This window comes from Arthrobacter sp. AB6 (genome assembly GCF_031844545.1).
GTDB lineage: Bacteria > Actinomycetota > Actinomycetes > Actinomycetales > Micrococcaceae > Arthrobacter.
Genome location: NZ_JAUZVL010000024.1, coordinates 1 through 12,170, shown reverse-complemented (window position 1 = coordinate 12,170; position 12,170 = coordinate 1). Strand labels below are relative to the sequence as shown.

Below are 12,170 nucleotides of genomic sequence, written 5' to 3'. Positions count from 1 at the left end.
GATTCAAGGGTGCGCGGAGTGGACAGGAGAGTTAGGAACAGCCGTGGCCTGGGCACTGCCAACGACAGCTGCGCCAATAACCACCGTGCCGTCGAGTTCGTCTGAGCGGACTGTCCGAACGGCAAGTCCTGCCGCGGCCACAACGGATGCAGTTCCCTCAGCCTGCTGCTCACTGGTCTCAATGAGCAGATGCCCTTCGGAGGAAAGCCAGTCCCGGGCCCCGGTGGCCACGCGCCGATGAAAATGGAGCCCGTCCGCGCCTCCGTCGAGAGCTATCCGTGATTCATAGTGACGGGCTTCCGGCGGCATGGTCCTTATCGCATCCGTGGGGACATAGGGAGCATTCACGGCCAGGACGCGCACCCGGCCCTGGAGCCCGGGCGGAAGCGCCGCGAACAGGTCCCCTTCGTACACGCGTCCGCCCACCGGCCCCACGTTGCGGCGCGCGCACTTCGCGGCCTCAGGGTCAACGTCGGCCGCATGCAGTTCGGCGCCCGGGACCCGTCGGGCAATTGCAGCCCCAACTGCCCCCGATCCGCAGCACAAGTCAACAACAATGCGGGGTGCGGGAAACCGGCCGCACTGCAGCAGTCCCACTGCCTCGTCAACCAACAGTTGGGTCCGGCGCCGGGGTACAAAAACCCCCGGCTCGAGAGCGATGCGGTTCCCGTCGAAGCCGGCCCAGCCAAGAATGTACTCCAGGGGCTCGCCGGATGTGCGCCGGCCAACCCAGTCAGCGAGTGCTGCAGGGCCGGGCGCCTCCCTGATGAGCAGCCCCGCCTCATCTTCGGCGAAAACACATCCGGCGGCCCGCAACGCGGAAACTATGGCGGCAAACGTGTGGGGCGCGGAGGTCCCGGAAACTGGCAAGGGCACACCTTTCTGTGGGCCGGGTGTTTCTACAAGCCGAGCCGGCCTGGGCCGGATGGAGTCCAATGCTAATCCCCAATTGCACCGCACGGCAGCGCTTGTTGGCAGGATGGACCTATGACCCCGCCTGCCCGGAACGACCTCATTTGGACCGGTACCTACACCGCCGATGGAGGCGGCCGTGCCGATGGCATCGGTGCCCTCGCTGCGCGCAGGGACGGAAGCCTCGAATGGCTGGGGACGGCGGTGAAGGCGGACTCGCCGTCGTTCCTTGCCGTTCATCCCGCCTTGCCCGTGGTGTACGCGGCGGCCGAGCACCGCGGGGCGGTCCGGGCTTTCCGCCGCACCGGGGACTTTGGACTGGAGCCGCTCGGCGGTCCACAACCAGCCGGACAGGCAGCTTGCCATGTGGGAGTGGACCCCCTGGGCCGCTTCCTTACGTCCGCCTGCTGGGGCGACGGCCAGGTCCTGCTCTATGGATTGGATGACGACGGCGGGATGACAGGCTGCTTCCCGGCGGCACCATCGGTGGATCCGCACGCCAGCCTCAACCCGGATGAACCTCGGCAAAGCAGGGCCCATGCCAGCCTGATGCTGGCGGACGGACGCGTCATGACAACGGACCTTGGCCACGACACCCTCCGGGTCTGGAACTACGTGCCGGGCACCGGCCTGGTGGCCGACCATGAGGTTGCCCTCCCGTTCGGCAGCGGTCCCCGCCACGTGGTGCAGCACCATAGCGGCAATGTGTTCGTGGTGTCCGAGTACTCCGTTGAAGTGTTCGTCGTGAGGCCTGAAGCGGGGACATTCGAGCTGATCTTCCGTGGTCCGGCCACCTCCGGCGGCTGGGCTCCGGGCGACTCCGCCGCGGAGATCTGCCTTGGCCAGGACGGCCGTTTCGCATATGTGGGTGTCCGCGGCTCCAATATCATCAGTGCACTCAAGGTTGGATCCGGCGGGACGGAGCTGATGCCGGTGCAGGACACGCCCACTGGCGGAAACTGGCCGCGCCACCACCTGGTCAGGGGAACGTGGCTGCACGTAGCCCACGAGCGGTCTGACAACGTGGCAACACTCGCCTTGGACGACGTGACCGGCATTCCTACCGGGATAATCAACGACGTGCAGGTCCGGTCGCCGACTGCCCTGGTCCCCGCCTTGGCGCCGCCCGGCTGAACATTCAAAGGGCGGCCGGCGGGAAACGCTGAAGCCAAGCGGAACCGCGGACGCCATTGGCAAAACACTGGAGTTATTCAGTGCAAGCGCTTACAGTTGTGCCGTGGCTCACAAGGAAGCTTGCTTACCCGTGAGCCCTCACAGCAGTCGCCGGCTGTTTCCCGCCGGCAAGCCTGAACAGCAGCGCCGCTCCCAGGAAGGTCTCAGCCTTGATATTCCGCACCCGTCCCAGCGCGCCCCCACGCGCCCGAAAGTCTCCAGGATCCACCAAACCCCCGGCCGCGCCGGCCCGGGCTGTTGCCGCCGGACTGCTGGCAGCCGCCGTCGCCGCCTCCGCGGCAGTCCTTCCCGCCCAGGCTGCGCCTGGCCCCAAAGACCCTGGGTCGGCGTCGGCCCTTCACTCACTCCGCGCCCCCGTAACGGATGAGAACTTCTACTTTGTGATGGCGGACCGCTTCAGCAACGGAAGCAGGGCAAATGACCAGGGCGGCCTGGGCAGCGATCCCATGGTGTCCGGCTTCGACCCTACGAACAAGGGGTTCTACAACGGCGGAGACCTTGCGGGCCTCCTGGACAAGATCGACTACATCCAGGGCCTCGGCACCACCTCCATCTGGCTCACCCCCAGCTTCAAGAACAAAGCGGTGCAGAAAGAGGACGGATCGGCCGGATACCACGGCTACTGGATCACCGACTTTACCCAGATCGATCCGCACCTGGGCACGAATGCCGAGCTCAAAGCCCTCATTGATGAGGCCCACAGCCGCGGCATGAAGGTGTATTTCGATATCATCACCAACCACACGGCTGATGTCATCAGCTACAAGGACGGCGCTCGCCAGGGATACGTCTCCAAAGATGAAGTGCCCTACAAGAGCGCGGATGGCGTGGCGTTCGACGACCGGGATTACGCCGGCTCGGACAGCTTCCCGCAACTCGACCCGCTGGAATCCTTCCCCTACATCCCCGAACTGACAGCCGAAGAGCAGGACCTGAAGGTCCCCGCCTGGCTGAACGACCCCACGCTGTACCACAACCGCGGCGACACAACCTTCGCGGGTGAGGACGCCTACTACGGCGACTTCTTCGGCCTGGATGATCTCTTCACCGAGCACCCCAAAGTGGTCAGCGGCATGAAGGACATCTACAAGGCCTGGATCGGGGACTTCGGCGTGGACGGCTTCCGGATCGACACCATGAAGCACGTCAACAACGAGTTCTGGCAGGAATTCGGCCCGGACGTCCTCAACTACGCCAAGGAGCAGGGCAAGGACGAGTTCTTTATGTTCGGCGAGGTCTTCGACACCACCAAGAGCTTCACCTCCCAGTTCACCACCCGCAACCAGATGCAGGCTGTCCTGGACTTCCCGTTCCAGGAGGCCGCGCGGAGCTTCGCCTCCAAGGGCCAGGACACCCGCGCCCTGGAGACCTTCTTCGCGGGCGATGACTGGTACACGGATGCGGATTCGAACGTGTACCAGCTGCCCACCTTCCTGGGAAACCACGACATGGGCCGCATCGGCAGCTTCATCGCCGCGGACAACCCCGGAGCAACGGACGACGAAAAGGTGGCCCGCGACCGGCTGGCCCACGAACTGATGTACTTCTCCCGCGGCAACCCCGTGATTTATTACGGGGACGAGCAGGGCTTCACCGGCCCCGGCGGGGACCAGGACGCCCGCCAGACCCTCTTCCCCAGCAAAGTGGAGGCATACCTCGACGACGACCTGCTGGGCACCGACGCCACGCACGCCGAGGACAACTTCAACCCCGGGCACCCGCTGTACAGCAAGATCAGCGAGCTCGCCGCACTCACCAAGGAGCACCCGGCCCTGCGCGACGGCGCCCACCAGCACCGCTATGCCTCCGACGGACCCGGCATCTACGCCTTCTCCCGCACGGATGCGGCGGACCAGCGCGAGTACGTGGTGGCGCTGAATAACAGCGAACAGGCACAGACCGCAGAGGTGCCCGCCTACATTGCCAAGCGCACCTACACGCGGATGTACGGCGAAGGCGCAGACGAGGCGAAGACTTCCGCGGACGGCAGGCTGACCGTCACCGTCCCGCCGCTTTCCGCCGTGGTGTACCAGTCCTCCGGCAGGATCCCGCACTGCAAGGAAGCACCCGCCGTCGTCCTCCAGGACCCGGCACCCGCGCAGGGTGACAACGGGCGCCTCAAGGTGACGGCCGACGTCGGCGGTTCCTCGTTCTATGAGGTCACCTTCGAAGCCAGGGCGGCAGGCGGGGACTGGACGCCCATCGGCACTGATGACACTGCCCCGTACCAGGTCTTCCACGACGTGGCGGCCTTCGACGCCGGCACAGCGATGGAGTACCGCGCCACCGTACTGGACAACGGCGGGCACACCGCCACTTCAGAGTCCCGCACGGCAAACGTTCCCGCGCCCGTCATCACGCTGCAGAAGCCGGTGGAAGGCAGCAACGTGAAAGGCTCGGTGGAGCTCAGCGCCACGGTCGATCCCGAGAAGGCCAGCCACGTGGTTACCTTCGAACGCAGCGTGGCCGGCGGCGAGTGGACCACGGTTGCCACCGACGGGTCCTCACCCGTTTACTCGGCCACGGACGACATCTCGAGGCTTGAGGACGGCACCAAGGTGGCATACCGGGCCACAATGACCGGCCCCGGTTTCAGCGTGGCCAGCGAGGCCAGGACCGTCACGGTGGGAGATGCCCCGCAGCCCGGCTCAGTGACCGTGGTTGGATCCCTGAACACGGCCATGGGCTGCGCGGCGCCCTGGGAGCCCACCTGTTCCCAGGCAAAGATGACACTGGACCCGGCCGACAAGATCTGGCGGCTCACGGTGGACCTGCCCGCCGGCCAGTACGAGTACAAGGCCGCGCTGAACGGCGGCTGGGCGGAGAACTACGGCGCCGGCGGCAAGCTCAACGGGCCGAACATCGCCCTGGACCATCCGGGCGGCCCCGTGACGTTCCGCTATGACAACAGCACGCACGTGATCACGGCCGTGTACGCCTCCCAGCAGCCCGGCGCCGTTGCGGCTGCGGGGAGCATGAACAGCGAGCTGGGCTGCATCAAGGACTGGGATCCGGCCTGCGACCAGGCGCAGCTGGTGCTGGACCCGGCAGGACTCGTCTGGAAGCTGGCAGTGCCGAACCTGCCCGCGGGCACGTACGAGTTCAAGGCCGCCCTGGACCGGTCCTGGAACGTCAGCTACGGCGCGGGCGGGAGTTCCCCGGGCGGCAACATCGCATACAAGCACGACGGCGGCCCGGTCACCTTCCGCTACGACCACTTCAGCCACCTGATTACGGCTAGCTAGCGGAGCCGTTCCGCCAGGGCAGAAATCGCGGGGTCACTTCCCGTCCAATCCAGAGCTTTGGATGGGCGGGAAGTGACCCTCCCCACCCGCGCCCTAGCCTCGCAAGCTCGGCCAGGGAACCCTGCGGGTGTGGGCCCACGTGGCGTTTAGCTGCGCAGCGCACCGTCCACCGCTGCGAGCAGCGAGTTGAACCGCGCGTTGGCGGGAAGGTCGTCAAGGAATACCGGCTTGCCGTCAGGCCCGCCCAGCGGAACCTGCCAGTTGGGGTACAGGGCCTCGGTGGTGCCGGGCTGGTTCTGGACGCGGCGCTCCCCCACGGCGTCCACGAGGGCAACGCCCAGCAGGATCGACGGCGTCTGGGTGAGCAGGAGATGCAGTGCCTCGATGGTCTGTTCCTCGGTTTCCGCCAGGGAGCCCGTGCCACCCGGCAGGTAGCCACGCTCCCGTACCAGGGCCAGCATCTTCTCCAGTGAGGCGTTGTGCTCGGCCCGTTCCTCCGCCTCGGACCGCTCCAGGAGGCCCAGCCCGCTGCGGAGCGCCACGTGGTCACCGGCCAGGTAGCCGGCCGTGGGCGGAAGGTCGTGGGTGTTGACGCTGGAAAGTGCCTGCGTCCGGTACTTTTCCGGCGCAAGGGGGGAATCGCCGTCGTACTCAAACCAAAGGATGGACGTTCCCAGGATGCCGCGGGCGGCAAGGTAGTCACGCACCCACGGTTCGAAGGTGCCCAGGTCCTCGCCGATTACCACGGCGCCGGCGCGCTGGGCCTCCAGGGCGAGGATGCCGATCAGCGCCTCATGGTCGTAGCGGACGTAGGCGCCGTCACCGGGGGCGTTTCCCACCGGGATCCACCAGAGCCGGAAAAGGCCAAGGATGTGGTCCACGCGGATGCCGCCGGCGTGCCGCAGAACGGTGGCCAGCATGTTCCGGAACGGAATGTAGCCGGCTTCGGCCAGGCGGGCGGGATGCCACGGCGGCTGCCCCCAGTCCTGGCCCTGCTGGTTGTACATGTCCGGCGGTGCGCCCACGCTTGTGCCGGGAGCCAGCACGTGGCGGAGCGTCCAGGCATCGGCGCTGCTGTGGTCCACGCCGACGGCGAGGTCGTGCACCACGCCCAGGCGCATTCCGGAACGCAGGGCCGCCTTCTGGGCCTCCTCGAGCTGCTCATCGCAGATCCACTGCAGCCAGCGGTGGAATCCGATCCTGTCCGCAAGCTTTTCGCGCAGTGCTTCAGCCTGCGGTGTGCCCAGGGAAGTGGCCGGATCCGTCCACAGGGGATCGTCCGGCGCGACGTCTTCGCGGATGGCGGACCAGAGCGCGAAATCGTCCAGCCCGGTCCCGGAGATCCGGCAGAACTCGTCAAATGCGGCCTGCCGGGCCGGGGACCGGCGGGCGTGGTAGAGCATTTCCAGGGCCTGGAGTTTGGCGGCATAGACGGCGTCCCGGTCCAGCCGGCCGGCCTCCTTGTTGAGCCCGGCGACTTCCTCCCGAAGCTTTTCAACCGCGGCCCGCCTGCGCGGCTTCAGGTAGGCCAGCTCGGGAATGGCTTCGATGCGGATGTAGAGCGGGTTGAAGAACCGGCGCGTGGACGGCGAATACGGGGACGCCTGCACCGGCGGCACCGGTTCGGCCGCATGGAGCGGGTTGACCAGCACGTAGTCGGCCCCCCGCTCACCGCTGAGGGCAGCAAGGTCAGCCAGGTCGGCGAAGTCGCCAATGCCCCAGGACCGTTTGGAGCGCACGGAATAGAGCTGCGTGGCAAGCCCCCAGCCGCGGCGTTGTTCGAGGGGCCTGGCGGTTGTCAGCTGGCGCGGCGTCACTACCAGGGTGGCCGTGGCGGTGGCGCTGCCGGACTCGGCGGTCAGGGTGTGCCAGCCAAGCGGCAGGTCTTGCGGGAGGGCGAACGTGGCACGGCCGGTGGACACGCCGTCCACATCCACAGGCTGTTCCCAAACGTCCTGCTGGACGGCGTCCACGGTGCCTGCACCATCCTCGAGGGCAATGCCCAGCCGGACAGCGGCACCGTCGGGCACATGGACCGGGACCAGCGCCGGCTCGCCATGCTGGATGACGACGGCGGGAGGCAGCATCCGCCGCCACGGCGCCAGTTCCGCTTCCGCCAGCGCGGCCTCAATCGCCGGGTTGGTGTCCGCCTTCACGCCCAGGGCAGCCAGGACCTTGATCAGGGTACTTTCGGCCACAGTGTGCGGAAGCCCGTCCCAGCCCTGGAAGGAAGTGCCCACACCATGGGCGTCCGCGAGCTTCTGGAGCAGGTGGGGGTCGACGGCCCCGCCGGCAGCAGCTTCCCCCGCAGCAGGCAGGGGGCCCGGAGGATCAGTTGGCATCCCTGGAGGATATGAGTGCTGCTGGTCTGAAGCCGTCATGCGTGTCCGCCTCGTCTGGTGTGATGTGGCCCGAACTTACAGTGCTGCCTGTTGCTGCCTGTTGTACCGGGGCGCCTGCACCCCCGCGCACAACCGTTGGTTCAGATTATTGCAGGGCGGCGCCCAGACGAAACCGGCGGGACACGCAGTGGAAATCGAAGTCCCCACCGGAACCACCGCCAGGGTGGAGCTGCCCGGGCAGGCGCCTCAACACGCCCTGCCCCTTGCAGGCTGTATACGTTGAGAGCTCGCGGGGCTACGGATCAAAGTGCGTACTGACCGGGCCCGAGCTCACCCGGCTCAGGACTTCCGCCGCAAGGTCCCTCAGCTTCTGGTTCCGGTGGCTGGACGCCTTGGTGAGCAGGGCCATGGCTTCTTCCTGCGAACAACGGTTCTGGGCCATGATCACACCGCATGCCAAGTCAATGGTGGTGCGGTTCTGCAGCGCGGCGGAAAGGTCGTCAGCCAAATTCCGCGCGTCCGCGATCTGCAGGGCCAGCTGGAGCGCCCGCCGGGCCTGGTCAGCAAAGCCCTGTGCCTTGCTGATGACGGCGCTGGTGAAGACGCCGGGTTCCGAGGAGAAGAAGTTCAGGGCAGCCGCCTGGCTGTCATCGAGGGCGAGAGGTACGCCCAGCACGCTCCGGCAGCCGCTGGCAGCTAAGATCTTTTGGAACTCCGGCCAGCGTTTATCTGTTTCCACGTCAGCCAGGACAACAGGCCGCATGGTTTGCAGCGATGCCAGGCACGGGCCGTCACCAAGAACCTGCTCCAGCCTGTCCAGTTCCCTGGCCCGGTCGCTGCTGCCCGCCACCGTGATGCTGCGCTTACGCCGCCGCAGTGTCACACCGCATTCAACCAGCGAACCCACCGACTCACTCAGGGCGGATGCTGCCAGTCCGGACAGCTCCGTGAGGAAGTCGTTCACATTAGGGCTGCCAATGATCAGGTCGTGCAACCTAATGAATTGTTCGTCATCGCGGGTAGTGCCCATCCCTCAATATAGGCGAAGCCACGGGGAAAACGCCCGCCACAATTCGTCACGCCGGCGCTCCTGCGTTACTCCGTGCGAAGAAAAGCGAAGGACTAAGGCATACACCTGCCGCCCCCTGGTGAAGCTGTGTAGCCTCATGACGATCGAAGGCATCAGTGGCAACGCAACGGGAGGAACCGGGGATGAGCCTCAGCGAACTGCGGGTATTCGGGCGGTCGGGAGCCCCGGTCAGCCCGCTCACTTTGGGCACCATGAATTTTGGCGAGGGCAACGGCGGCCCGCACGGCGCCCCCACCGGCGCCGATGAGGGCATCCGGATCATCCAGGCGGCGCTGGACGCCGGGATCACGGCCGTCGACACCGCCGATGTCTACTCGCAGGGCGAGTCGGAACAGGTGGTGGGCCGGGCGCTGCGCGGACGGCGCGACGACGTCTTCCTCGCCACCAAGTTCCATGGGCAGATGAGCGCCAACCCCGCCCACTCCGGAAACTCCCGCCGCTGGATCACCCAGGCAGTGGAGGGCAGCCTCCGCCGGCTCCAGACAGACCGGATCGACCTCTACCAGGCACACCGGCCGGACTACAACACCGATGTCCTGGAAACCATCACCACCCTCAACGACCTCATCCGCCAGGGCAAGATCCTCTACTACGGCACGTCCGTCTTCACCCCGGCCCAGCTTGTGGAGGCACAGTGGCTGGCCACCACCAACCACCTCATCCCGCCGCTGGGAAACCAGGTGCCGTACTCCATGCTGGTGCGCGGCAACGAGCGCGACGTCTTCCCGATCGCCCAGCAGTACGGCCTTGGCGTCCTGGCCTACGGGCCGCTCGCCGGCGGCTGGCTGTCCGGCGACTTCACGCTCGAGGCAAGCAAGGCGCCCACCCGGGTGCACTCGCTTCCGGGCCGGTACGACATCTCCGGCCCCTCCAGCGAACGGAAGCTCCACGCCGCGGACGCCCTGGCCCGTCTGGCGGACAAGCTGGAGCTTTCGCTGGTGGACCTTGCCATCGGCTTCGCCCTCAGCCACCCCGCCATCAGCAGCGTCATCATCGGGCCCCGCAGCGAGGAACACCTGCAGGCGTACCTGCGGGCAGCGGACGTCCAGCTCAGCGAATCCGTGCTGGACGCCATCGACGACGTGGTGCCGCCCGGAACCAACTTCGTGGAGCGGGACGCCGGCGCAATCGTCCCGTCCATTGAGTTCGCGGAACTACGACGGCGGTAGCGGCCCCGCCGCCGGACCAGAGGCCGGCCTCCGGGGCGTCAGGATGAAGAGGCTGAAAATCACGACGGCGGCGCCAAGCCAACCATGGAGGGGCAGGCGTTCACCCACCACCAGCACTGCCAGGACCGCCGCCACCACCGTTTCCAGCAGGGAGATGCCGGTGGCAGTGCTGGCCCGGATCCTGGCCAAGCCCCAGCCGAACAGGACATAGCCGGCAAACATCGGAACCAGTGCCATGTAGGCCCCCACCGAGAAATTGGTCCAGGATTCCAGCAGGGGCGCACCGGTGACCGCGAGCACGGGCATCAGCAGGAGCCCACCGAGGCCAAAGACAGTTCCCATGGCAGCCCGCGAGGACAGGCCGCCGCCGATAAGGCGGTGGGCTGCCCAGGAATACACGGCATACGTGGCACCGGCCACCAGGCCCAGGGCAATTCCCGCCAATGGCGTCCATGACCCGCCGGGGGAACCGGCTGCCTGCCCGTGCCCCTGCCCGGCGAAGGACAACAGTGCTGCGCCCGTGACACCCAGGAAAGCTCCGGCCAGCCACCTCCGGGTGAGCGGCTTTCCGTCCGCGAAACGCTCAATGAGGGCGGCCGCCACCGGCGCCGAGCCAATGGAAACCACAGTTCCCACTGCTACCCCCGAAAGACGCATCGAGCTGTAGAAGGCGAGGGGATAGACGGCCACCGCCGATGCACCCAAGGACACCAGGCGCCAGCGGTCCAGCAGGCCCGGCCACTGCCCGGCGATGGCACCGACGGCGTAAAGGGCCTGGAGCAGCCCGCCGATTCCCATGGCCACCGCCCCAACTGCCAACGGACTCACCGACGGGGCGAAGGTGGCAGCCGTGCCCGTGGTTCCCCACAGCACGGATGCGGCCGCAACGCACAAAGCGCCCCAGAGCGTCACCTTGAAATTTCCGGCGCCCGGGTTCACATCCCCTCCAACAGCCGGGCAGCGATGGTCCGGCCGTCCTTCAGTCGTTGGTCATCCCCCTCCAGCCCTGCCCTTGCCATGGCACCCTCAAGCAGGAAAGCCAGGTGCCGGGCCAGTCCGGCGGTGCGCTCATCCTGCCCCGGCAGGAGTTCGGCGACGTGCCCGGCCAGCAGTTCCTCAACCTCCTCCTTGTGCTCCCGGACCGCCACCCGCCCGGCCGCCCCCGCGGGAAGTTCCGCTGCCGCATTGAGCAGCCCGCATCCCCTGAACCCGTCCTGGTAGGCGAAATTCGCATGGTCCATGTACGCGTCAAAGACGGCCAGTACCCGTTCCTGCGGAGTCTTCGCGGTTTCCAGCCGCCGGCGGTACAGGCCAAGCCATTCATCGTGCCGGGCTTCCAGGTAGGCCGCCACCAGCTCCGCTTTCGAGGAGAAATTGTTATAGAGGCTCTTCTTGGCCACGCCGGCTTCAGCGGTGATGGCATCGATGCCGGTGGACCCCACACCGCGGGCGTAAAAGAGCCGGGCCGCAGCGTCAAGCAGCAGCACCCGGGCCGGATGCCTGGTCGATCCGGCGCGAACTGGCTTCGCGGCTGCTGGTCCGCCCGAAGCGGCAACGGGAGCGCCGGATCTGGTGGTTCGCGGGAGGGACAAAGCGACTCCTTGGGTCAAAAGTAGTTAGATCAGTCTACCTACTTAACCATCGGGAATAACCCGGCCCGCCTTCATGTTGTTGCTCTGTTCAGAACAAACTGCTTCCAGCCGACAGGAGAACACATCGATGTCAGTTGACTATGACGCTCCACGGGTGACGCCCGAGGAAGAGCCTAACGCCGGCTTCGAGGAGCTGAAGACCGAGAAGTCGGGCCGACGGGAGGCTATAGCCGACGTAGACGAGGCGGAGCTCGCGGACAGCTTCGAGCTGCCCGGGGCGGACCTCTCAAACGAGGAGCTCCAGATCCATGTGGTGCCGGTCCAGGCCGATGAATTCACCTGCATGTCCTGCTTCCTGGTCCATCACCGCAGCCAGCTCGCCAGGGAGAAGGACGGCAAGAAGTACTGCCGGGAGTGCGAGTCCTAGAGGGGCGGTTTGTCCGGTGGAGGCCGGCGCTGCACTGCCTCCACCCCGGCCGGCTGGAAAGAAGGCCAGCGGGCTGACACGCGGTAATAACCGGCCTCCGGCAGCGCGTGCGGCTTACCAGTCGTGGACCGTTCCGTCGATGAGGCGGTTGTAGGGCAGGTAGGCCTGCTGGTACGGGAACGCCGCCGCCGCTTCCTCG

The 12,170-nt window shown here is 66.7% G+C and carries 9 protein-coding genes; 4 read left to right on the top strand and 5 right to left on the bottom strand.

What is annotated here, in order from left to right; translation table 11 throughout:
- Positions 1 to 3 precede the first annotated feature (3 nt).
- The gene (locus Q9R30_RS16040; protein ID WP_311218217.1) at positions 4 to 870 is read right to left on the bottom strand and encodes a putative protein N(5)-glutamine methyltransferase; all 867 of its coding nucleotides are present in this window, start codon (positions 868 to 870) and stop codon (positions 4 to 6) included.
- A gap of 117 nt (positions 871 to 987) precedes the next feature.
- On the opposite strand from Q9R30_RS16040, the gene Q9R30_RS16035 reads away from it, so the two are divergent.
- Positions 988 to 2,046, top strand: coding sequence for a beta-propeller fold lactonase family protein (locus Q9R30_RS16035; RefSeq protein ID WP_311218216.1), 1,059 nt, complete (start codon positions 988 to 990; stop codon positions 2,044 to 2,046).
- A gap of 209 nt (positions 2,047 to 2,255) precedes the next feature.
- Positions 2,256 to 5,351 (top strand): alpha-amylase family glycosyl hydrolase, encoded by a 3,096-nt coding sequence (locus Q9R30_RS16030; RefSeq protein WP_311218215.1) that lies wholly within the window; start codon positions 2,256 to 2,258, stop codon positions 5,349 to 5,351.
- Positions 5,352 to 5,497: 146 nt separating this feature from the next.
- Here Q9R30_RS16030 and malQ read toward each other — a convergent pair whose 3' ends face one another.
- Both malQ and Q9R30_RS16020 read right to left on the bottom strand, forming a co-directional pair.
- Positions 5,498 to 7,693 (bottom strand): 4-alpha-glucanotransferase, encoded by a 2,196-nt coding sequence (gene malQ / locus Q9R30_RS16025; protein ID WP_311218214.1) that lies wholly within the window; start codon positions 7,691 to 7,693, stop codon positions 5,498 to 5,500.
- Between the two features lie 295 nt (positions 7,694 to 7,988).
- Positions 7,989 to 8,723: a GAF and ANTAR domain-containing protein gene (locus tag Q9R30_RS16020; protein WP_311218213.1), complete on the bottom strand. Its 735-nt coding sequence runs from the start codon at positions 8,721 to 8,723 to the stop codon at positions 7,989 to 7,991.
- Positions 8,724 to 8,905: 182 nt separating this feature from the next.
- Between Q9R30_RS16020 and Q9R30_RS16015 the strand changes: the two genes are divergently transcribed.
- A complete protein-coding gene (locus tag Q9R30_RS16015) occupies positions 8,906 to 9,952 on the top strand; it encodes an aldo/keto reductase (RefSeq protein WP_104996547.1) in 1,047 nt (348 codons plus the stop codon).
- Here the strand turns inward: Q9R30_RS16015 and Q9R30_RS16010 are convergent.
- Entirely contained in the window at positions 9,938 to 10,891 is a 954-nt protein-coding gene (locus tag Q9R30_RS16010; RefSeq protein WP_311218212.1) for a DMT family transporter, read from the bottom strand. The genes Q9R30_RS16015 and Q9R30_RS16010 overlap by 15 nt on opposite strands.
- Positions 10,888 to 11,439 carry a helix-turn-helix domain-containing protein gene (locus Q9R30_RS16005; RefSeq protein WP_311218246.1) on the bottom strand — a complete coding sequence of 184 codons (552 nt, stop codon included), beginning with the start codon at positions 11,437 to 11,439 and terminating at the stop codon, positions 10,888 to 10,890. Before Q9R30_RS16005 ends, Q9R30_RS16010 begins: the two co-directional genes overlap by 4 nt.
- Positions 11,440 to 11,671: 232 nt before the next feature.
- Between Q9R30_RS16005 and Q9R30_RS16000 the strand changes: the two genes are divergently transcribed.
- Positions 11,672 to 11,971: a DUF4193 domain-containing protein gene (locus tag Q9R30_RS16000; RefSeq protein WP_104996545.1), complete on the top strand. Its 300-nt coding sequence runs from the start codon at positions 11,672 to 11,674 to the stop codon at positions 11,969 to 11,971.
- The last annotated feature ends 199 nt before the right edge of the window (positions 11,972 to 12,170 follow it).